Source organism: Azospira sp., assembly GCF_030247495.1.
GTDB lineage: Bacteria > Pseudomonadota > Gammaproteobacteria > Burkholderiales > Rhodocyclaceae > Azospira > Azospira oryzae.
This window is the reverse complement of the sequence record NZ_JAOTRW010000002.1, coordinates 278,245-299,731: the sequence shown is the minus strand read 5'-3', so window position 1 is coordinate 299,731 and position 21,487 is coordinate 278,245. Positions and strand designations below refer to the sequence as shown.

Sequence of the window (21,487 nt, the reverse complement as noted above, 5' to 3'; positions counted from 1 at the left end):
TTGGTGGAAAGCACCCTCTTCGGCTTTACGGAAGCCCAGATCTCCGAATTCGGCGTCACTTTCGGGATCGGGGCTTTCATCCTCTACATGCTGTTCATCATCGGCGAGCTGGCCTACAAGTCCAAGGCCGGCAAGGTCGGTACCTTCGTCCTGTTTTTCGTGCTGTCTCTGGGGATGCTCGGCTTCATCTCCAAGACCTTCATCCAGAAATTGTGGGGAATCTGATGTCTCAATTCGATAATGTTTCCGTGGTCAAGGCCGCCAACGTCTACTTCGACGGCAAGTGCGTCAGCCACACCGTGATTTTTGCCGACGGCTCCAAGAAGACCGTGGGCGTGATCCTGCCCGCCAGCCTGACCTTCAACACCGGCGCTCCCGAAGTCATGGAAACCGTGGCCGGTGCCTGCCGCTATCGCCTCAAGGGCGAGACGGAATGGAAGACCTCCGGTGCCGGTGAGTCCTTCAACGTGCCGGGCAATTCCAGCTTCGACATCGAAGTGACCGGCGAGCCCTACCACTACGTCTGCTACTTCGGTTAAGCGAGGATCGTCATGCCGTCTTTCGATTTTTCCTCTGAAGTGGACATGGTGGCGCTGAAGAACGCCGTCGATGCCACCGGCAAGAAGATCGTCGGCCGCCACGACTTCAAGGGCACCACCGCCAAGGTGGAGCTCAACGAGAAGGACAAGGTCATCACGGTCTACGGCGACTCCGACTTCCAGCTCGACCAGATCAAGACCATCCTCTTTCCCGAAATGGAAAAGAAGGAGCCGGACTGCGTCAAGCGTCTGGACCAGCAGGCCGTGCAGAAGGTCTCCGGCGACAAGGTGAAGCAGGACCTGAAGATCAAGATCGGCATCGAGAGCGAGCTGGCGAAGAAGATCGTCAAGCTGGTGAAGGACTCCAAGCTCAAGGTGCAGGCCGCCATCCAGGGCGACACGGTGCGCGTCACCGGCGCCAAGCGCGATGTGCTGCAGGAAGCCATTGCCCTGGTGAAGAAGTCCATTACCGACTTCCCCATCAAGTACGGCAATTTCCGCGACTGAACCGGCGTTCTCCGCCTGCATGAAAAATGGCGCCCGCGGGCGCCGTTTTCTTTTGCCGTAGTCCTGTCAGCGGCGCAGGTTGGCGATCCAGGCCCCGTACAGACGGTCGGCCAGCTGCCGCATGGCGGGCAGGCGCCATTCGATTTCGGCCACCATCTGCTCGGGCGTCTGGCCGGCAGGATGCCGGGCGGCGGCCCGGGCTTCGTCCGCCCAGTCGCTGCTCCAGGTGGCGATCAGCTCCGGCGTCATTTCCACATGGCACTGCATGGCCAGGTGGGGCCCCAGGGCGAACATCTGGTTGGCGCAGAAATCGTTGGTGAGCAGGCGCACGGCCTGGGGCGGCAGGGAGAATGTTTCGCCGTGCCACTGGAAAACGGTGACTTCGCCCCCCAGGCCGTTGAACCAGTGGCCGGGAATTTCACCCTCCTCGATGCGGGCTGTGCCCCAGCCGATTTCCTTGATTGGATTAGGCGTCACCCGGCCGCCCAGGGCTTTGGCCATGAGCTGGCCGCCGAGGCAGTGCCCCAGCACCGGGATGCCGGCAGCGACGGCGCTGCGGATCAGGGCACAGGTATGGTCGATCCACGGCAGGGGGTCGTTCACACTCATGGGGCCACCCATGAAACAGAGGCCGGCATAGGCCTCCGGCGAGGCCGGCACGGGGGCGCCGGCATCCACGGGGATCAGCTCCCAGGCGATGCCGTGGCCTTCCAGGAATGTGGCAAAATAGCCCGGACCTTCTGTCGGAGTATGGCGAAAAATGGCAACGGGACGCATGGCAGGGAAATGGGGCGGAAGGATGGCGACGGGGCATTCTAGTCTGGGCTGGCTGTCATGCCTATGTCTTTTGCTGGCATCGCCCCTGCAGGCTGTCGAAGTCGGCATTGCCGGCGTCTTCCCCAACAAGGCCCTGCTGGTCATCGACGGCGCCCCGCCCAAGGGCGTGGCCGTGGGCCAGAAGACGGAGCAGGGCGTGAAGCTGGTGGCGGTGGAGGACGGTGCCGCCATCATCGAGGTGGACGGCAAGCGGCGCACCCTGCGGGTGGGCCAGAGCGTCGTCTCCCAGCAATCTTCCGACCGCACCCCCACCCTGACCCTGTCTTCCGATGCCAGCGGCCATTTCTACGCCACCGGCAACATCAACGGCGGCACCATCCGCTTCCTGGTGGACACGGGTGCTACCATGGTTTCCATCGGCGCGTCCGATGCCCGCCGTCTGGGCCTCGACCTGCGTAATGCCCAGGTCGGTTATACCCAGACAGCCAACGGCACGGCGCGGGTGTATAAGGTACTTCTGTCCACCGTGCGCATCGGTGACGTCACCCTGACCGATGTGGATGGCCTGGTGCACGAGAGTGACATGCCCATCGCCCTGCTCGGCATGAGTTTTCTCAACCGCATGGAAATGCAGCGGGACGGGCAGCGCATGATTCTAAAAAAACGTTATTGATTCCCCCTGGAGGAACCCCCAATGCCCCAACGTGATCAGGAAATCGCCCTGTTGCGCGAAGAACTGGAACTGCTCATGGGCGAGCGTCACTTGCTGCTGCAGATCGTCGGTGCCGCCGCCAGCCTCATCGCCGGCCTGGACAGCAAGCGCCTGCCGGTCGGCGCCGTGGAGGCCGCCGATCTGGTGGCAACCCACATCAACCGCCTGCCGGAAGAAACCCTGCAGGACGCCCTGCAGGCCGTCAGTGCCGAGATCGAGGAAAGCGGTGCTGAAACCCATTGACGGTCCGGCCGGCGTGGTGGACCTGGAGCGCCTCCGTGCCAGCCTTTCCGCCGAACCCCTGGCGGCCCCGCCGATCCTGGAAGACGGCATCGGCAACGAAACCCTGACGCCGGCTGCTGTCCTCTTTCCCATCGTGCTGCGGGAGAGCCATCCCACGGTGCTGCTGACCCAGCGCACCTCCCACCTGCGGGACCATGGCGGCCAGGTCAGCTTTCCCGGCGGCCGGGTGGAGGAGGTGGACCAGTCCCCCATCCACACCGCCCTGCGGGAGACCGAGGAAGAGATCGGCATGTCCCCGGAGCTGGTGGAAGTGCTCGGCTACCTGCCGGAGTACCGCACCAGCACTGGCTTTCGCGTCACCCCGGTGGTGGGCCTGGTGCGCCCGCCCTTCACCCTGCGGCCCGACCCCTTCGAGGTGGCCGAAGTTTTCGAAGTACCCCTGGCCTTCCTCTTGGACCCGGCCAATCGCCAGCGCCACTCCCGGGAGTGGCGGGGGCGGCTGCGCCACTATTTCGCCATGCCCTATGGCGACTACTTCATCTGGGGCGCCACCGCCGGCATGATCGTCTCCCTGGCCGACCGTCTCGGCTACCCGGCGACACCGCTGTAGGATGCCTGCCGCTCCCGGCTGTCATCTGCAGGCCGGGGCGAAATGTGTTATCTTGGACCTTCTCCGACAGGGGCGCTGGCAAAGCATTTGGCGGTTGCGTGGTTTCCGCGCCGAGCCACCTGCCAGGCGGCTCCCTGCTTCCGATCAACATCGCGCCTCAAGTTCGGGATGAGCCTTTTTTCCCTGATCGCGGCCCTGTTCCTCGAACAGTTCCGGCCGCTACCCAATCGCCTTTTGCTGGAACCGGTGGGTCGCTATGCCGACTTCCTGGAGTCGCGCCTCAACGCCGGCGACTCGCGGCATGGCCTGATCGCCTGGCTGGCCGCCGTGCTGCCGCCGGTGCTGCTGGCGGCCGGCATCTATTACCTGCTCTGCGCTGTGACGCCGCTGCTGGGGTGGGCCTGGAACGTCCTGGTGCTGTATCTGACCATGGGCTTCCGCCAGTTCAGCCACCATTTCACCGACATTCACCTGGCCCTGCGCATGGGCGACGTGCCCCGGGCCCGACAGCTTCTGGCCGAATGGCGGGGCCGTTCCGCCGAAGGGCTGTCGTCCAGCGAGGTGGCCCGCCTGGCCATCGAGGAGGCCCTGGCCGCTTCCCATCGCCATGTTTTTGCGGTGATCCTCTGTTTCGTCCTGCTTCCCGGTCCCTGCGGTGCGGTGCTGTACCGCCTCGCCGGCATTCTGGCCGAGCGCTGGGGCCAGCGGCAGGATGAAGAATTCGGCGACTTTGGCAAATTTTCGCAACAAATCTTTGCCATCATCGACTGGCTGCCCCTGCGGGCCACCGCTGCCGCCTTCGCCGTGGTCGGCGATTTTGAGGATGCGGTCTATTGCTGGCGCACCCAGGCCGGCCAGTGGGCTGACCACGAGTTGGGCATCGTGCTGTCCAGCGGTGCCGGTGCCCTCGGCGTGCGTCTCGGCCAGCCCCTGGTGGAAGGCGGTGAGGTCACCGACCGGGCCGAACTGGGGGTCGGCGAAGAAGCCGATGTGGATTTCATGCAGAGCACGGTGGGCCTGGTTTGGCGGGCCCTGGTGCTGTGGCTGTTGCTGTTGCTGTTGATCGGGCTCGCCACTTGGGTGGGTTGATAAGTCAGTTATAACAAGGAGATGCTCATGAGCAAGGAAATCGTAGTTCTGTCCGCCGTTCGTTCCGCTGTGGGTGGTTTTGGCGGTTCCCTGGCTGGCATGGAGCCCGCCGAGCTGGGTGGTCTGGTCGTCAAGGAAGCCATTGCCCGTGCCGGTGTGGACCCCAAGGCCGTGACCTTTGCCACCGTCGGCAACTGTATCCCCACCGAAACCCGCTACGCCTACGTCGCCCGCCTGGCCACCATCCAGGGCGGCATGTCCATGGATTCCGTGGCCTTCGCCGTGAACCGCCTGTGCGGTTCCGCCATGCAGGCCATCGTCTCCTCCGCCCAGGCCATCATGCTGGGTGACGCCGACTACGCCATCGGCGGCGGCGTCGAAGTCATGTCCCGCGGCGCCTACCTGCTGCCGGCCCTGCGCTCCGGCGCCCGCATGGGCGACACCAAGGCCATCGACGCCATGGTCTCCGTCCTCACCGACCCCTTCGGCGTCGGCCACATGGGCATCACCGCCGAAAATCTGGTGACCAAGTGGGGCCTGACCCGGGAAGAGCAGGACGCCTTCGCCCTGGAATCCCAGAACCGCGCCGCCAAGGCCATCGCCGAAGGCCGCTTCAAGAGCCAGATCGTGCCCATCACCTTCCAGACCAAGAAGGGCGACGTGGTCTTCGATACCGACGAGCATCCCCGCGCCACCACCATGGAGGCCCTGGCCAAGATGAAGGCCGCCTTCAAGAAGGACGGTTCCGTCACCGCCGGCAACGCTTCCGGCATCAATGACGCCGCTGCCTTCCTGGTGCTGGCCGATGCCGCCAAGGCCGCCGCTGCAGGTCACAAGCCCATCGCCCGCCTGGTGTCCTACGCCATCGCCGGCGTGCCCAACGAAATCATGGGCGAAGGTCCGATCCCGTCCTCCAAGCTGGCCCTGCAGAAGGCCGGCCTGACCCTGGACCAGATCGACCTGGTCGAGTCCAACGAAGCCTTTGCCGCCCAGTCCCTGGCCGTGGCCAAGGGCCTGGGCCTGGACCCCGCCAAGACCAACGTCAATGGCGGCGCCATTGCCCTGGGGCACCCGGTTGGTGCAACCGGCGGCGTCATTGTCACCAAGTTGTTGCATGAAATGCAGCGTACCGGTGCCCGTTACGGCATGGCGACCATGTGCATCGGCGGCGGCCAGGGTATCACCACCATCTACGAACGCATCTAAAACAACGGCTTAGGCTGAAAAGCCCGACGGGAGCCATCCCGTCGGGCTTTTTTTCGTCTACCGGGCACGATCTGTGATTCATGCTAAGGGCAAATGTAATGAAGTTGAGATAACATCGCGAGGCCATCCAAATGAGAGTGGCTCTCAGGGAGTAGTAGGGAAACATGAAAAACAATCTTCCCGTCACACAAGTTGAAGTGCCCTTCATCAAGGGCAAGTACATCGTTTCGAAAACCGATCTGAAGGGGATCATCACCTACGCCAACGACACCTTCGTCGAGCTGAGCGGCTTCACCCGGGATGAACTGATCGGCAAGAACCACAATCTGGTGCGCCACCCGGACATGCCGCCGGCCGCCTTTGCCGACCTGTGGATCTCGGTGAAGGAAGGGCGCCCCTGGCGCGGCATCGTCAAGAACCGCTGCAAGAACGGCGACCATTACTGGGTCGATGCCCTGGTGGTGCCGGTGCGGCAGAAGGGTCAGACCATCGGCTACATGTCGGTGCGCACCGAGCCCTCCCGGGCCCAGGTGCAGTCTGCCGAGGCTCTTTACGCCAAGCTGGGCAAGGGGGGCGGCGCCATTCCCCGGCCGGGCGGCTGGCGCAAGGTCAGCCTGCGCAAGAAGATGGCCGGCCTCACCCTGTTCGTCATGGCGGCCCAGTTGCTGACCGGCATCGGCGTCTGGTTCGGCAGCGGCATCGGCTTTTCCGCCGACAGCATCGTCGCCCTGGTGCAGATACTGAGTCTCACCGGCCTGGTTGCTGGCGCGGTGCAGATCGGCCTGCAGCAGGGTATCTTCCGCGCCATCGATGCCACCAACAGCAGCCTGGACCGGGTAGCCCAGGGCGACCTGTCGGAAGATCTGTGGCACGACCGTCTGGACGAGGTGGGCAAGCTGCAGGATTCCCTGCTCACCACCCAGGCTCACCTCAAGGTCATGCTGGCGGAGATTGCCGAAGCGGCGAACCGGGTCAGCGGCAACACCACCCAGCTCAACCTGGAGATGTCCAGCGTCTCCTCCCAGTCCGAGTCCCAGTCCGACTCGGTGAGCCGCATCGCCGCCTCCATGGAAGAGATGAGCGCCACGGTGGAACAGGTCTCGGCCGATGCCCAGGAGACGGCCAGCGCCGTGGGCACTACCCGGGAGCGCATCGCCGGGGTGGAGCGGCGCATGATCCAGGGCCGGGAGGCCTCCCGGGCCGTGGTTTCGGCGGTGGATACCGCCTCCAACACCATGGCCACCCTGTTCCAGTCCCTCAACCGTATCGGGGTGGTGACCCAGGGCATCCAGGAGATCGCCGACCAGACCAACCTCATCGCCCTCAACGCCGCCATCGAGGCGGCCCGGGCCGGCGAGGCGGGGCGCGGTTTCGCCGTGGTGGCCGACGAGGTGCGCAAGCTGGCCGAACGCACCCGCCTGCAGACTGCCGAAATCGCCGAAATGGTGACGGAGATCCAGAAGATCACCGAAAGCGCCGTCGGCAGCATCGAATCCGCCGGCGCCCAGGTGGGGCACAACGACGAGGCCATGGGCGAGACCGGGGTCAGCCTGGCCGAAGTGGTCCAGGACGGGCAGCACATCGACGAGATGGCGCGCCACATCGCCCAGGCCACGGTGCAGCAGTCCCAGGCCAGCCAGGACGTGGCCATGAGCGTCTCCGAGATTGCCGCCCTGATCGAGGAAAACGCCGCCGCCATCGGCGAGGCGGAGCGCAATGTGCAACAGCTGCTGGCCACCGCCGGCGAACTGCGCAACCTCATCGCCTACTTCCAGTTCCAGCCCGGGCGCTAAGCCGGTCGACGAGGTCCACAAAAAAAGCCCGGGGCCGAAGCTCCGGGCTTTTTTCATTGGGCGTTGCCGGCCTCAGGTCTGGAAGCGGTTCACCAGGCCCTTCAGGTTGTGGGCCACCCGCTCCAGATCCTGGGCAGAGGTCATGGTGTTGTTCATGGTGGTGCTGGTTTCTTCCACCGTCTGGGCAATGGCTTCGACGCGCTGGGCGATGGAGGTGCTGGCGGCGCTCTGTTCGCGGATGGCATTGGCTACTTCCTGGATGTGCTCCAGGGTGCGCAGGGCGCCGGCCTCGATATTGGCCAGGGATTCGGCCGCCGCCTGGGCCAGGCTGACCCCCTGTTCCACCTGGGGCAGGGCGTCGTCCATGGACTGCACCGCGTTGTTGGTCTCGCTCTGGATGCTGGCGATCATCTGCTCGATTTCGATGGTGGCGGAGGACGTCCGTTCCGCCAGCTTGCGCACCTCGTCGGCCACCACGGCGAAACCACGGCCCGCCTCGCCGGCCCGGGCCGCCTCGATGGCGGCGTTGAGGGCCAGCAGATTGGTTTGCCCGGCGATGTCCTTGATCACGCCGGCAATGGAGGAAATCTGGTTGGCCTGCTGATCCAGGGTGCGGATGCGGGTGGAACCTTCGGATACCGTGGCGGCGATGCGCTGCATGGCCTCGGCGGCCTGCTCTGCCCGTTCCCGGCCCTGTTTGGAGAGATCCACGGCTTTGTGGGAATCCCCCTGGGTCTCCTCGGCGCTGTCGGAAATGTGGCTGGAACTGACCGTCAGCTGTTCAATGGCGGCGGCCATGGAGGAGGTGGCATCGGCCTGGGCACCGGTGGTGTCGGCCAGCTGGCTGGAGGCGGAGCTGATCGCCTGGGAGTTGCTGGCCAGGGTTTCCGCGTCCTGGCGGATTTCGGTGAGCATCTGGCGCAGGGAGAGCACCATCTGGCTCAGGGCATGGAGCAGGCTGCCGGGCTGGGTCTGGCCGATGGCCGCATGCAGGTTGCCGCCGGCCACCTGCTGCATGATGGCCGTGGCGGCTGCCGGCTCGCCGCCGATCTGCTTGAGCACGCTGCGGGTCACCAGGTAGCAGATGCTGCCGATCAGGGCCAGCACCACCAGGGCCAGCAGGCCCTGGTAGATCAGGGTTTGCTGGAACTCCCGGTCCACTTCGTCGATATAGACGCCGGTGCCGATGATCCAGTCCCAGGCCGGGAATTTCTGGGCGTAGAGCACCTTGGGATACATGGTGGGGTCGCCCGCCTTCTTGACGAACTGGGTGTCCATGTAGGTGGTGGCCTGGTTCTGCAGCAGGCTTGCCAGTTCCCGGATGATCAGCTTGCCGCTGCCGTCCTTCACCTGGTCGCCCATGGGCTTGCCTTCCCATTCCGGCTTCAGGGCATGCATGACGCTGATGCCGTCGGGGGTCCAGATGTAGAAATAGTCGCTCTTGCCGTCGGGGCCGTTGAAGCGGATCTGCCGCACGGCCGCCTTGGCGTGGGCCTGGGCCTCGTCGCGGCTGAGGTTGCCGGCGGCTTCCTGGCTTTGATAGTAGGCGACCACGTTGTAGGCGCCCTGGGTGATGGCGCGAATCTGTCCCTTTCTCTCATCCAGCATGAGGGAGCGGGTATTGAAGGCGGCGATGGCCGCCAGTGCCAGGACCCCCAGGAGCGCCACCAGCACCACCGCCAGGAGTCGGGTACGCAGGGAAAGTTGATCAAGCATGGGATTGTCCAAACTATATGAAACATGAAGTGCGCATTATATTTCCGCCACCAGCCATGCTGTGAAGGAAATCACACTTTTCTGCTTCAAATTGGTGCGCCCGCTTCTGCCCATGGTGCATGGTGGCACCGTTTTCTGGCGCCGCTTCCGCCAATTCCCCGGAAGTCCTTTAAGGATCAAGCGATTATGATCCTGGCACAACCCCTGCTATTTGATTGTCGCCCTTCCTCATGGCGCGACCATCATGAACAAGCCCAGCTTCTTCGACGAAATGAACGGTGCCGACGGCGCCGTCCGCTCCCACTACCAGACCTACCGGCGCTGGCTTTCCGAAACCCCTGACGAACGCATCGCCCGCAAGCGGGCCGAGGCCGACATCGCCTTCCGCCGCGTCGGCATCACCTTCGCCGTCTATGGCGAGGAGGCCGGCACCGAGCGGCTGATCCCCTTCGACATCATTCCCCGGGTCATCCCGGCAGATGAGTGGAAGGCCCTCAAGGCCGGCCTCAAGCAGCGGGTCAAGGCTCTCAACCTGTTCCTCCACGACATCTACCACGACCAGGAAATCCTCAAGGCCGGGCGCATTCCCCGGGAGCAGGTGGAGGGCAACGCCCAATTCCGTCCCATCATGCGCGGGGTGGACGTGCCGGCCGGCATCTATGCCCACATCGCCGGCGTGGACCTGGTGCGGGCCGGGGCCGGCGAGTTCTACGTGCTGGAAGACAACCTGCGGGTGCCCTCCGGCGTCTCCTACATGCTGGAAGACCGCAAGATGATGATGCGGCTCTTCCCCGAGCTGTTCTCCAAGCACAAGGTGGCCCCGGTGGAGCATTACCCGGACCTGCTGCTGGAGACCCTGCGGGCCTCCGCCCCCAACGGTGTCTCCGATCCCACGGTGGTGGTGCTGACTCCGGGGGCCTACAACAGCGCCTACTTCGAGCACACCTTCCTGGCCCAGCAGATGGGGGTGGAACTGGTGGAAGGGCGGGACCTTTTCGTCGATAACGACACGGTCTACATGCGCACCACCCAGGGCCCCCAGCGGGTGGACGTGATCTACCGCCGCATCGACGACGACTTCATCGACCCGCAGGTCTTCCGTGCCGATTCCATGCTCGGCGTGCCCGGCATCCTGCAGGCCTACCGGGCCGGCAAGGTGACCCTGGCCAATGCGGTGGGCACCGGGGTGGCCGACGACAAGTCCATCTACCCCTATGTGCCGGAGATGGTGCGCTTCTACCTGGGGGAGGAGCCCATCCTCAACAACGTGCCCACCTACATGTGCCGCAAGCCCGACGACCTGGCCTACACCCTGGCCCACCTGCCGGAACTGGTGGTGAAGGAAGTCCATGGCGCCGGCGGCTACGGCATGCTGGTGGGGCCGGCCTCCACCCAGGCCGAGATCGAGGACTTCCGCCGGCGTCTTGTCGCCAACCCGGAAAAGTACATCGCCCAGCCCACCCTGGCCCTCTCCACCTGCCCCACCTTCGTCGAATCGGGGGTGGCGCCACGCCACATCGACCTGCGCCCCTTCGTCCTCTCCGGCAAGGAAGTGACCATGGTGCCCGGCGGCCTCACCCGGGTGGCCCTGCAGGAAGGCTCCCTGGTGGTGAACTCCTCCCAGGGCGGCGGCACCAAGGACACCTGGGTGCTGGAATGAGAAACCTTGCCACAGAGGGCACAGAGAACACAGAGGGTAAGACCGTGGCTGCGGCCGGCGTGTTGCCGCGAAACGTGCGGACCCGGAACGTTTCTGCTTGTTCTCTGTGATCTCTGTGTCCTCTGTGGCTAAAAAAGACTAGGAAACCATCATGCTCAGCCGAACCGCCGATCACCTCTACTGGATGGCCCGCTACATCGAGCGGGCCGAGAACCTGGCCCGCCTGCTGGACGTCACCTACCAGATGTCCCTGGTGCCCCAGTCGCCGGAAGCGGCGAACCAGAACTGGAACGCCATCATCGTCCTCAACAGCCTGGAAGAGCCCTTCGCCAAGGCCTACGGCGAGCCCAGCGCGGAAAACGTGCTGCGCTTCATGGTGCGGGACGAAAGCAACTTCTCCTCCATCTACAGCTGCCTGCGGGCGGCCCGGGAAAACGCCCACGCCGTGCGCGGCACCCTCACCACGGAGATGTGGGAGACCATCAACGCCGCCTGGATCGACCTGCGGGCCCAGAGCTTCGAGCAGATCATGGCCGGCGGCATCACCGAGTTCTTCGAATGGGTCAAGCTGCGCTCGGCCCTGACCCGGGGCGTCACCTTCGGCACCCTGCTGCAGGACGAGGCGGCCCACTTCATCCGCATGGGTGGCCTCCTGGAGCGGGCCGACAACACGGCCCGCATCCTGGACGTGAAATACCACTTCCTGCAGCCCAACGGTGAAGGGGAGGAGGGCGGCGTCACCGACTTCTACCAGTGGGGCGCCCTGCTGCGCTCCCTTTCCGCCTTCGAGGTGTACCGCAAGGTGTACCGGGACGTCATCACCCCGGCCCGGGTGGCGGAGCTGCTGATCCTGCGCATGGACATGCCCCGTTCCCTGCACCACTGCCTGGACAAGGTGAATCACCTGCTGGGCCTGGTGGGCAACCGCCAGTCCAGCGAGACCCTGCGCCGGGCCGGCCTGCTGCATTCGCGCCTGCACTACGGCCGCATCGACGACGTGCTGGAGGATGGCCTGCACGAGTACCTGACCGAGTTCATGGACGACATCTACGACCTGGGCAACCGCATCTCCCAGGACTTCCTGGTGCCGGCCTGAGGCGCACCAGTCGGGGAGGCGCCGGCGGCAGCTGCCGCCGGCCTTTATTCACCATCATAAAAACAGCGACGACGACATGACTTACTGCGTGGCAATGCGGCTCGATGCCGGCCTGGTCTTCCTTTCCGATTCCCGCACCAACGCCGGGGTGGACCACATCAACACCTTCCGCAAGATGACCGTGTGGGAGCGCCCGGGGGAGCGCATGCTGGTGCTGATGACCTCGGGCAACCTCTCCATCAGCCAGTCCGTGGTCAATGTGCTGAACGAGCACCTGGCGGCCACTGACAAGCCCAATCTCTACAACGCCCCCAACCTGTTCGAGGCGGCGCGCCTGGTGGGCGACGCCCTGCGCGAGGTGCACCAGCGGGATGCGGCGGCCCTCAAGGAATTCGGCGTCGATTTCGCCGCCGCCTTCATCCTCGGCGGCCACATCCACGGCGAGGAGCCGCGCCTGTTCCAGATCTACGCCGCCGGCAACTTCATCGAGGCGACCCACGACACGCCCTATTTCCAGATCGGCGAATCCAAGTACGGCAAGCCCATCATCGACCGGGTGGTGAAAAAGGCCACCAGCCTGGAGGAGGCCTCCAAATGTGCCCTCATCTCCATGGATTCCACCATCCGCTCCAACCTTTCCGTGGGCCTGCCCCTGGATCTGCTGGTCTACGAGAGGGGGGACTTCAAGGTCACCCACCAGATCAAGATCGGCGCCGACGATCCCTACTTCAACCAGATCCGCACCCAATGGGGCGAACGCCTGCGCCAGGTCTTCGCCGAACTGCCCGACCCGGCCTGGGACTAAGGCCGGGAGCGGGCCGGCAGGCAACAAAAAAGGCGCCCGCGGGCGCCTTTTGCTTGGGCCGGGAAACGGCTCAGGGCTTGTTCACTTCCACCGCCGGATAGACGTAGGAGAACTTCTCGTTGCCCTTGAACAGTTCCAGGACGAAGGGCTGGGCCAGCTGGTAGAGGTCCAGGCGGGTGTAGTCCTGGCCCGGCACGGCGCCGCCGTTGAGCAGGGAGGTCTCGATGTTGTAGGCGATGGCGTAGAACTCGTCGGCCAGGTCCAGGGCGCCCATCAGGTCGGCGGCACCCAGCAGGCGCTGGGGCGCGGCGCTTTTGGTTGCCGGCTTGGCGGCAGCAACGGGCTTGGTGGCGGGCTTGGTGCTGGCGGCCGGCTTGGCGACGACCGGCTTCGCTGCCGGCTTGGCCACGGGTTTGGCAGCAGCTTTGGCCACGGGCTTGGCTGCGGGCTTCGCTGCCGGTTTGACGGCGGCTTTGGCGACGGGCTTGCTGGCGGGCTTGGCGGCGGTGGCGGCTTTGACGGGGGCTTTGGTGGCCATGGCGGTTTTCCTGTTTATTTGCGGCCGAATTTTTCGGCCAGGGCGGTGAGCTTGGCGGCGCGCTGGGCTTCCGCCTTCTTGGCATCTTCTTCGGCCTTCTTGGCGGCGGCTTCGGCGCGGCGTTGTTCGGCCTGTTTCTTGAAGCGTTCCTTCAGCACTTCGGCGGCGTGCTGGCGGTGTTCCTCGGCCACCTCGCCGGCGGCGTTGCCCTGCAGGTCGTGGCGCTGGGTGGCCTTCTCCATGTTCTTCAGGTAGCGGACCGAGTTGGTGTGGCGGAACAGGCTCACCTTCAGCAGCTTGGGGTCGATTTCCGGATACAGGGCGGCCAGTTGCTGGTTGATGCCGATGGCCAGGGGCAGGTGGTCGCGGAAAACCTGGAATTTTTCGCTCAGTTCGGCGAGGAATTCGCGGGGCGTGCTGAAGGCGGGAGAGGTCATCTGGGTGTTGGGTTGAAATGCGGAAGGGTGGGAGGTTATCACGCAGGGAAAATGCTGCAACTGGGCTGTAACAGGGGGCTGGGGCTCCCGTTCCTGGTGCGCCAGGGGCAGATGTGCTCCGGGATGGTGCGGATGATGGCCGGCGGCCGGCCCGGGGCCCAGTATCCATGCGCTTCTCCAGGGGGTGACCCGTCCTGGGGCATGGCCCGTCTCTTGCTAAATCCGGCTATCGCCCATCGCCCGGAGCCGCCCCGTGTCCATCCACGTCGCGCTGAACCACGTCACCCATTACCGCTACGACCGGCCCATCGCCCTGGGGCCCCAGGTGATCCGGCTGCGTCCGGCGCCCCACAGCCGCACCCCCATCCTCTCCTATTCCCTCAAGGTGACGCCGGGAGAGCACTTCATCAACTGGCAGCAGGACCCCCAGGCCAACTGGCTGGCCCGCCTGGTTTTCCCGGAGAAGACCCGGGAGTTCCGGGTGGAGGTGGATCTGGTGGCCCAGATGTCGGTCATCAATCCCTTCGACTTCTTCCTCGAACCCTATGCGGAGGAGGTGCCCTTCGCCTATGAGGCCTGGCAGCGGCACGAACTGGCACCCTATCTGTACACCCTGCCGGCGACGCCGAAATTTCAGGCCTATCTGGCTTCCATCTCCCGGGAGAAGTGCCGCAGCGTGGATTTCCTGGTGGCCCTCAACGCCCGCCTGGCCCGGGACATTTCCTACCTGATCCGCCTCGAGCCCGGGGTGCAGACGCCGGAAGAGACCCTGGCCAAGGGCTCCGGTTCCTGCCGTGACTCGGCCTGGCTGCTCTGCCAGCTGCTGCGCCACCTGGGCCTGGCGGCCCGCTTCGTTTCCGGCTACCTGATCCAGCTCACCGCCGACGTCAAATCCCTGGACGGTCCCTCCGGTCCCGCAGCCGATTTCACCGACCTGCACGCCTGGTGCGAGGTGTACCTGCCCGGCGCCGGCTGGATCGGCCTGGACCCCACCTCCGGCCTCTTCGCCGGCGAGGGGCACATTCCCCTGGCCGCCTCCCCCGAGCCTTCCTCGGCGGCGCCCATCAGCGGCGCCCTGGAGCCGTGCGAATGCGAGTTCGGCCACACCATGGGCGTTACCCGCATCTGGGAAGCGCCCCGGGTGACCAAGCCCTACAGCGAGGAACAGTGGTCCCGCATCGAAGCCCTGGGGCAGACGGTGGACAGCGACCTGGCGGCCCGGGACGTGCGCCTGACCATGGGCGGCGAGCCCACCTTCGTCTCCATGGACGACCCGGACGGGGCCGAGTGGAACACCGAGGCCCTGGGGCCGAAAAAGCGCCTGCTGGCGGCCGACCTGTTCCACCGCCTGCGGCAGAAGTACGCCCCCCGGGGCTTCATGCATTTCGGCCAGGGCAAGTGGTATCCGGGGGAACAGCTGCCCCGCTGGTCCCTCAACTGCTACTGGCGCCAGGACGGCGAGCCCCTGTGGCAGCGGCCCGAGCTGTACGCCGACGAGTCCCGGGACTACGGCGTCGATGCCGCCCGGGCCGGCGCCTTCCTCGGCGAAGTGGCGCGGCGCCTGGGCCTGGAGGAAAAGCATGTGTTCCCCGCCTACGAGGACGCCTTCTACTACCTGTGGCGGGAGCGGCGCCTGCCGGCCAACGTGGATCCCTTCGACGCCCGCCTCGACGATCCCCTGGAGCGGGCGCGCCTGGCCAAGGTGTTCACCCGGGGCCTGGAGCAGGCCGTGGGCCAGGTGCTGCCCCTGGGCAAGACGGCCGCCGGCCGCTGGCAGAGCGGTTCCTGGTTCCTGCGCAGCGAGCGCTGCTACCTGATCCCCGGCGACTCTCCGGTGGGCTACCGCCTGCCCCTGGATTCCCAGCCCTGGGTCAGCCAGTCCGACTACCCCTACCTCAATCCGCCGGACCCGGCGGCGCCCCGGGCGCCCCTGGCCCGCCACGCCGAACTGCGGCGGCAGGTGCCGGGCATTCCCACGAAGGTCATGCCTGGCAGGCAGGCAGCAAGCGCTTCTCCGGGTGGCCTGCCTGGAGAAGCAAGTGGGGAGCGGGCCCCGGGGCATCACCAATCCGCCGCCTGGATCACCCGCACCGCCATGTGCGCCGAGCCCCGTAACGGCGTGCTCTACATTTTCATGCCCCCCGTGGGCTGTCTGGAGGACTACCTGGAAGTGCTGGCGGCGGTGGAAGCCACCGCCGAGGCCCAAGGCCTGCCGGTCATGTTCGAAGGCTACGAGCCGCCCCGGGACCCGCGCCTGGAAGTGTTCCGGGTGACGCCGGACCCGGGGGTGATCGAGGTGAACATCCACCCGGCCAAATCCTGGGACGAACTGGTGGAGCGCACCAGCCACCTCTACGAGGCGGCCCGGGAAACCCGCCTCTCGACCGAGAAGTTCATGCTCGACGGCCGCCACACCGGCACCGGCGGCGGCAACCACTTCGTCCTCGGCGGCGCCACGCCGGCCGACTCCCCCTTCCTGCGCCGGCCCGACCTGCTGCGCAGCCTCATCTCCTACTGGCACAACCACCCCAGCCTGTCCTACCTCTTCTCCGGCCTCTTCGTCGGCCCCACCTCCCAGGCACCGCGGGTGGACGAGGCCCGCAACGACAGCCTCTACGAGCTGGAGACCGCCTTCCGCCAGTTCCCGCCGCCGGGGGAGGGAGGCGCCCCCTGGCTCACCGACCGGCTGCTGCGCAACCTGCTCATCGACGTCACCGGCAACACCCACCGGGCCGAGTTCTGCATCGACAAGCTGTTCTCCCCCGACGGCCCCACGGGGCGCCTGGGCCTGCTGGAACTGCGGGCCTTCGAGATGCCGCCCCACGCCCGCATGAGCCTGACCCAGCAACTGCTGCTGCGGGCCCTGGTGGCCCGCTTCTGGGCCCGTCCCTACGCCCCGGAGCGGCTGGCCCGCTGGGGCACGGAGCTGCACGACCGCTTCATGCTGCCCCACTTCATCGCCCAGGATTTCGCCGACGTGGTGACGGAAATGCAGGCGGCGGGCTACGCCTTCGACCCGGCCTGGTTCGCGCCCCACCTGGAATTCCGCTTCCCCCGCATCGGCGACTTCGCCGTACGCGGCGTCGCCGTGGAGCTGCGCCACGCCCTGGAGCCCTGGCACGTCATGGGCGAGGAGGGCGCCGCCGGCGGCACCGTGCGCTATGTGGATTCCTCCGTGGAGCGGCTCCAGGTCAAGGTCACGGGCCTGCCGCCGGACCGCTACCGCCTTACCTGCAACGGCCATGCCGTGCCCCTGCAGCCCACCGGCACCGTCGGCGAGTTCGTCGCCGGGGTGCGCTACCGGGCCTGGCAGCCGGCCGCCTGCCTGCATCCCACCATCGGCGTCCATGCGCCCCTGACCTTCGACCTGGTGGATACCTGGATGGACCGCTCCCTGGGCGGCTGCCAGTACCACGTGGCCCATCCGGGCGGGCGCAATTTCGAGGCTTTTCCGGTCAATGCCTTCGAGGCCGAGAGCCGGCGTCTGGCCCGCTTCTTCCCCATGGGCCACACTCCGGGTCCCCTGGCGGGCCGGGGCCAGGCGGCGGCGCCGCAGAACCCGGAATTCCCGTTTACGCTAGACTTGCGCCGCCAGGGCCGGCCCTAGTCCCTCCCTGGAAAAAACCACCAGCGCGGCGCCCCTTTTCCCCGCCGCGCTTTTTTGCGGAACGCCATGGCGCGCACCCTTCTCTCCATCTATCCCGATTCCGCCGGCCGCTACGACGAAATGCTCGCCGCCGGCGGCGCGGTGCGTCCCCACTGGCAAGCCTTCTTTTCCCACCTGGACGCCGCCTCGCCGGAGCAGATGCGGGCCCGCCTGGCCTTCGTGCAGCGGCGCATCCAGGAAAACGGCGTCACCTACAACGTCTATGCCGACCCCAAGGGCACCGACCGGCCCTGGGAACTGGACCCCCTGCCGCTGATCATCCCCGCCGACGAGTGGCGCCAGCTCGCCGCCGCCGTGGCCCAGCGCGCCACCCTGCTCAACGCCGTCCTGGCCGACCTCTACGGCCCCCAGGACCTGCTGGCCTCGGGCCTGCTGCCGCCGGCCCTGGTGTACGGCCACGGCGGCTTCCTCTGGCCCTGCCGCCAGGTGCGCCAGCCCGGCGACACCTTCCTCCATTTCTACGCCGTGGACCTGGCCCGCTCGCCGGACGGCCGCTGGTGGGCCATCGCCGACCGCACCCAGGCCCCCTCCGGCGCCGGCTATTCCCTGGAAAACCGGCTGATCGTCTCCCGGGTCTTCCCCGACCTCTTCCGCGACCTGAAGGTGGAGCATCTGGCCGGCTTCTTCCGCAGCGTCCAGGAGAGCCTGGCCCACTACGCCCCGGACAGCGGCGAGGGCGGCGAGCCGCCCCTGATCGTGCTGCTCACGCCCGGGCCCTACAACGAAACCTACTTCGAGCACGCCTACCTGGCCCGCTACCTGGGCTTCCCCCTGGTGGAAGGGCCCGACCTGACGGTGCGGGGCGAGACCGTCTTCCTCAAGACCCTCACCGGCCTGAAACGGGTGCACGCCATCCTGCGCCGCCAGGACGACGACTTCTGCGACCCCCTGGAGCTGCGCGGCGATTCCGCCCTCGGCGTGCCCGGCCTGCTGCAGGCGGTGCGGGCCGGCCGGGTGCTGGTGGCCAATGCCCTGGGCAGCGGCGTGGTGGAGTCGGGGGCGTTGCCGGGCTTCCTCCCGGCCATCTGCGAGCGCCTCCTGGGGGAACCCCTGCAGATGCCCTCGGTGGCCACCTGGTGGTGCGGCGAGGCGCCGGCCCTCAAATACACCAGCGAACACCTGGACCAGCTGGTGATCAAGGCGGCCTTCCCCGGTCGCCGCTTCGACCCCATTTTCGGCGCCGACCTGAAGGGTGCCCAGCGGGAGCAGCTGCTGGCCCGCCTGCAGGCCGAGCCCCAGGCCTACGTGGCCCAGGAGCTGGTGCAGCTGTCCCAGGCCCCCACCTGGAGCCGCAGCCACGAGCGGCGCCTGCTGGCCCGGCCGGCGGGGCTGCGGGTCTATGCCGTGGCCACGCCCCAGGGCTACCAGGTGATGCCCGGCGGCCTCGCCCGGGTGGCCGGCGGTGCCGGTGCCCGGGTCATTTCCATGCAGCGGGGCGGCGCCTCCAAGGACGCCTGGGTGCTGTCCGACGAGCCGGTGTCCACCTTCAGCCTGCTCAAGCCCTCCATCGGTGCCCGGGACGTGGTGCGGGGCGGTCGCAGCCTCTCTTCCCGGGTGGTGGAAAACCTCTTCTGGCTGGGCCGCTATTCGGAGCGCTGCGACCATACCAGCCGCTTCCTGCGGGTGGCCCTGACCCGGCTCATCGACGCCGGCGGCGAGCCGGGGCCGGAGCTGTTCGCGGCCCTGGCGGTGGGCGAGGCCATGGGCCTGCTGCCGCCCCGGGACGAGGCCGGGGAACAGGCGGCGGCCCGGCCGCCGGCCCCGCCCCCGACCCTGGCCGAGCGGCTGACCCGGGCGGTCTTCGACGACGCCTGGGATACCGGCCTGGCGGCGGGCCTGAAGCGCCTGCAATGGTCCGCCACCCAGGTGCGGGAGCGCCTCTCCATGGACCACTGGCACGCCATCAACCGCCTCAACCACGACATGCAGGCCAGCAAGGAAAGCCGGCCCGAGCCCGGCGAGACCCTGGCCTGCCTCGACCAGGCCCTGCTCTCCTGTGCCTCCCTGGCCGGCTTCACCATGGACAACATGACCCGGGACGACGGCTGGCGCTTCCACGTGGTGGGCCGCCGCCTGGAACGGCTGCACTTCCTGGCCTCGGCCATCGCCGGCTTCCTCGCCCTGGAGGGCAAGGACCGCTCCCAGGGCCAGGGCGGCCTGGAGTGGCTGCTGGAACTGGCCGACAGCACCATCACCTACCGCTCCCGCTACCTCTCCCAGCCCGAGCTGCTGCCGGTGATCGACCTCCTGGTGCTGGACGAGGACAACCCCCACTCGGTGGCCTTCCAGGCCCAGGTGGTGGGGCGCTACCTGGGCCGCCTGCAACAGTCCCTGGGCGGCGGGGCCGGGGAGGCGGGCGCCCCCTTCACCGACGACCTGGAACTGCTGTTGGCCCGCCTGCGCAGCGTGGACCTCTCCCGCTTCCAGGGTGACGTCTGCGGCGACTGCATCGGCTGCAATGCCTGCGAGGACCTGGCGGCCGTGCTGTGGGCCCTGGCGGCGGCGGTGCGGGAGCTTTCCGACCGCCTGGCCATGCGCTACTTCACCCACGTGGGCGACGTCAGCCATCAGACGGTGGCGGCCTGAACATGCCCTTGCACGATCCTGTTCCGGCCCTGGAGGCGCTCCTGGCGGCGGCCTACCGCATCACCCACGCCACCGAATACCGCTACGGCGCCCCGGTGGCCCTCTCCCAGCAGCTGCTGCACCTGACGCCCCGGCCCCTGCCCTGGCAGACGGTACGGGAACACCGGCTGGAGGTGGAGCCCCTGCCGTCCCTGCGCCTGGAGCGCTGGGACGCCTTCGGCAATCCGGTCACCCAGCTGGCCTTCGACGGTCCCCACGACAGCCTCACGGTGCGGGCCGAGACCGAGATCGAGGTGCTGCCCCGCTTTGCCGGCGAACTGCCCCCGGGCCAGCCCTGGGAAGGCTGGCGCCAGGCCCTGGTGTACCGGGGCGCCCTGCCGCCGCCGGCGGAACTGCTGGAGGCGGTGCAGTTCGCCTTTCCCTCTCCCTTCGTCAGTCTGGGGCCCGCCTTCGCCGCCTATGCGGCGCCGTCCTTCACCCCCGGCCGGGGCCTGCTGGCGGCGGCCCGGGACCTCATGGGGCGCATCCATGCCGAGTTCGAATTCGACCCCCAGGCCACCAGCGTCGCCACCCCGGTGGCCGAGGTGCTGGCCCGGAAGCGGGGCGTCTGCCAGGACTTCGCCCACCTCATGCTGGCCTGCCTGCGCTCCCTCGGCCTGCCGGCCCGTTACGTCAGCGGCTACCTGCTCACCGAGCCGCCCCCGGGCAGCCCCCGGCTGATCGGGGCCGACGCCTCCCACGCCTGGGTTTCCCTGTTCTGTCCCGGCCTGGGCTGGGTGGATCTGGACCCCACCAACGACCTCATTCCCGACAGTCGCCACATCACCCTGGCCTGGGGCCGGGACTTCGGCGACGTTTCCCCCATGCGCGGCGTCATCCTGGGCGGCGGCGCCCACGAGCTGGAGGTGGCGGTGACGGTGCTGCCCCTGGCTGCACCGGCCTAGCCGCCGCAGCCATTGATAAAAAAAGAAGGGGCCCTCGGGCCCCTTCTTTTTTGCCCCGGGCGGGGCTAGGGCCTCAGGCGGCCACGGCCAGGGTGTTGCGGTCGATGACCCGGCGCAGGACGAAGCTGGTATGGACGCCGGTGACCCCGGCGATGCGGTTGATGCGGTTGAGCAGCAGCTCCTGGTAGGCGTCCATGTCCTGCACCGCCACCTTCAGCTGGTAGTCGGACTGCTGGCCGGTGATGAGCAGGCATTCCAGGACTTCGGGCACCTGGGCGATGGCCGCCTCGAAATTGGTGAAGCGCTCCGGCGTGTGCTGGTCCATGGAAATGCCGATCAGGGCCATCAGGGACAGGCCCAGCTTTTTCGCGTCCAGCTGGGCCCGGTAGCCGGTGATGAGGCCCGCCTCCTCCAGGGCCCGCACCCGGCGCAGGCAGGGGGAGGGGGAGAGGCCGATGCGGTCGGCCAGGTCCTGGTTGCTGATGCGTCCGTCCTCCTGTAGCAGCTGCAAGATCTGGCGGTCGTAGCGGTCGATTTCCATAAAATTCCCAGGGTTTGTGAA

20 protein-coding genes are annotated in these 21,487 nt (G+C 67.0%); 15 read left to right on the top strand and 5 right to left on the bottom strand.

Going from position 1 to position 21,487, the window contains the following annotated elements; all coding sequences use genetic code 11:
• Nucleotides 1–3: 3 nt before the first annotated feature.
• From OEL49_RS01355 to OEL49_RS01345, 3 genes are read left to right on the top strand one after another with little or no spacing between them, the layout of a single operon-like run.
• Complete coding sequence (locus OEL49_RS01355; RefSeq protein WP_014238259.1) at nucleotides 4–225, top strand: DUF2788 domain-containing protein; 222 nt, start codon at nucleotides 4–6, stop codon at nucleotides 223–225.
• On the top strand, nucleotides 225–539 hold the full coding sequence (locus OEL49_RS01350; protein WP_014238258.1) for a pyrimidine/purine nucleoside phosphorylase: 315 nt from the start codon (nucleotides 225–227) through the stop codon (nucleotides 537–539). Before OEL49_RS01355 ends, OEL49_RS01350 begins: the two co-directional genes overlap by 1 nt.
• Nucleotides 540–551: 12 nt before the next feature.
• On the top strand, nucleotides 552–1,046 hold the full coding sequence (locus OEL49_RS01345; RefSeq protein WP_014238257.1) for a YajQ family cyclic di-GMP-binding protein: 495 nt from the start codon (nucleotides 552–554) through the stop codon (nucleotides 1,044–1,046).
• Nucleotides 1,047–1,112: 66 nt separating this feature from the next.
• Here the strand turns inward: OEL49_RS01345 and OEL49_RS01340 are convergent, their stop codons facing one another.
• Nucleotides 1,113–1,823, bottom strand: coding sequence for a type 1 glutamine amidotransferase (locus tag OEL49_RS01340; RefSeq protein ID WP_014238256.1), 711 nt, complete (start codon nucleotides 1,821–1,823; stop codon nucleotides 1,113–1,115).
• 70 nt (nucleotides 1,824–1,893) lie between these two features.
• On the opposite strand from OEL49_RS01340, the gene OEL49_RS01335 reads away from it, so the two are divergent.
• The 6 genes from OEL49_RS01335 (at nucleotide 1,894) to OEL49_RS01310 (ending at nucleotide 7,476) form a co-directional block, all read left to right on the top strand.
• A complete protein-coding gene (locus OEL49_RS01335; RefSeq protein WP_238526315.1) occupies nucleotides 1,894–2,496 on the top strand; it encodes a retropepsin-like aspartic protease family protein in 603 nt (200 codons plus the stop codon).
• 21 nt (nucleotides 2,497–2,517) lie between these two features.
• On the top strand, nucleotides 2,518–2,778 hold the full coding sequence (locus OEL49_RS01330) for a hypothetical protein (protein ID WP_014238254.1): 261 nt from the start codon (nucleotides 2,518–2,520) through the stop codon (nucleotides 2,776–2,778).
• Nucleotides 2,762–3,388 (top strand): CoA pyrophosphatase, encoded by a 627-nt coding sequence (locus OEL49_RS01325; protein ID WP_014238253.1) that lies wholly within the window; start codon nucleotides 2,762–2,764, stop codon nucleotides 3,386–3,388. Before OEL49_RS01330 ends, OEL49_RS01325 begins: the two co-directional genes overlap by 17 nt.
• A gap of 168 nt (nucleotides 3,389–3,556) precedes the next feature.
• Entirely contained in the window at nucleotides 3,557–4,477 is a 921-nt protein-coding gene (locus tag OEL49_RS01320) for a CobD/CbiB family protein (protein WP_014238252.1), read from the top strand.
• 27 nt (nucleotides 4,478–4,504) lie between these two features.
• On the top strand, nucleotides 4,505–5,683 hold the full coding sequence (locus tag OEL49_RS01315; protein WP_014238251.1) for an acetyl-CoA C-acyltransferase family protein: 1,179 nt from the start codon (nucleotides 4,505–4,507) through the stop codon (nucleotides 5,681–5,683).
• 164 nt (nucleotides 5,684–5,847) lie between these two features.
• Nucleotides 5,848–7,476 carry a methyl-accepting chemotaxis protein gene (locus tag OEL49_RS01310; protein ID WP_287873804.1) on the top strand — a complete coding sequence of 543 codons (1,629 nt, stop codon included), beginning with the start codon at nucleotides 5,848–5,850 and terminating at the stop codon, nucleotides 7,474–7,476.
• A gap of 72 nt (nucleotides 7,477–7,548) precedes the next feature.
• Here OEL49_RS01310 and OEL49_RS01305 read toward each other — a convergent pair whose 3' ends face one another.
• A complete protein-coding gene (locus OEL49_RS01305; RefSeq protein WP_014238249.1) occupies nucleotides 7,549–9,192 on the bottom strand; it encodes a methyl-accepting chemotaxis protein in 1,644 nt (547 codons plus the stop codon).
• Between the two features lie 244 nt (nucleotides 9,193–9,436).
• Here OEL49_RS01305 and OEL49_RS01300 point away from each other — a divergent pair, with 244 nt between their 5' ends.
• The 3 genes from OEL49_RS01300 (at nucleotide 9,437) to OEL49_RS01290 (ending at nucleotide 12,753) form a co-directional block, all read left to right on the top strand.
• Entirely contained in the window at nucleotides 9,437–10,852 is a 1,416-nt protein-coding gene (locus OEL49_RS01300) for a circularly permuted type 2 ATP-grasp protein (protein WP_172974662.1), read from the top strand.
• A gap of 151 nt (nucleotides 10,853–11,003) precedes the next feature.
• Nucleotides 11,004–11,948: an alpha-E domain-containing protein gene (locus tag OEL49_RS01295; protein WP_014238247.1), complete on the top strand. Its 945-nt coding sequence runs from the start codon at nucleotides 11,004–11,006 to the stop codon at nucleotides 11,946–11,948.
• 76 nt (nucleotides 11,949–12,024) lie between these two features.
• Nucleotides 12,025–12,753: a proteasome-type protease gene (locus OEL49_RS01290; protein ID WP_130458871.1), complete on the top strand. Its 729-nt coding sequence runs from the start codon at nucleotides 12,025–12,027 to the stop codon at nucleotides 12,751–12,753.
• Between the two features lie 70 nt (nucleotides 12,754–12,823).
• Here the strand turns inward: OEL49_RS01290 and OEL49_RS01285 are convergent, their stop codons facing one another.
• Nucleotides 12,824–13,291 (bottom strand): hypothetical protein, encoded by a 468-nt coding sequence (locus tag OEL49_RS01285; RefSeq protein WP_287873803.1) that lies wholly within the window; start codon nucleotides 13,289–13,291, stop codon nucleotides 12,824–12,826.
• 14 nt (nucleotides 13,292–13,305) lie between these two features.
• Nucleotides 13,306–13,728 (bottom strand): ProQ/FINO family protein, encoded by a 423-nt coding sequence (locus OEL49_RS01280; protein WP_152088854.1) that lies wholly within the window; start codon nucleotides 13,726–13,728, stop codon nucleotides 13,306–13,308.
• A 253-nt stretch (nucleotides 13,729–13,981) separates the two neighbouring features.
• Between OEL49_RS01280 and OEL49_RS01275 the strand changes: the two genes are divergently transcribed.
• The 3 genes from OEL49_RS01275 to OEL49_RS01265 all read left to right on the top strand — a co-directional run bounded on the left by OEL49_RS01275 (nucleotide 13,982) and on the right by OEL49_RS01265 (nucleotide 20,925).
• Nucleotides 13,982–17,335 (top strand): DUF2126 domain-containing protein, encoded by a 3,354-nt coding sequence (locus OEL49_RS01275; RefSeq protein ID WP_287873802.1) that lies wholly within the window; start codon nucleotides 13,982–13,984, stop codon nucleotides 17,333–17,335.
• A gap of 66 nt (nucleotides 17,336–17,401) precedes the next feature.
• Entirely contained in the window at nucleotides 17,402–19,981 is a 2,580-nt protein-coding gene (locus OEL49_RS01270) for a circularly permuted type 2 ATP-grasp protein (RefSeq protein ID WP_014238242.1), read from the top strand.
• A 2-nt stretch (nucleotides 19,982–19,983) separates the two neighbouring features.
• Nucleotides 19,984–20,925: a transglutaminase family protein gene (locus OEL49_RS01265; RefSeq protein ID WP_287873800.1), complete on the top strand. Its 942-nt coding sequence runs from the start codon at nucleotides 19,984–19,986 to the stop codon at nucleotides 20,923–20,925.
• A 73-nt stretch (nucleotides 20,926–20,998) separates the two neighbouring features.
• On the opposite strand, the gene OEL49_RS01260 is transcribed toward OEL49_RS01265, so the two are convergent.
• Entirely contained in the window at nucleotides 20,999–21,466 is a 468-nt protein-coding gene (locus OEL49_RS01260) for an Lrp/AsnC family transcriptional regulator (RefSeq protein ID WP_014238240.1), read from the bottom strand.
• Between the last annotated feature and the right edge of the window lie 21 nt (nucleotides 21,467–21,487).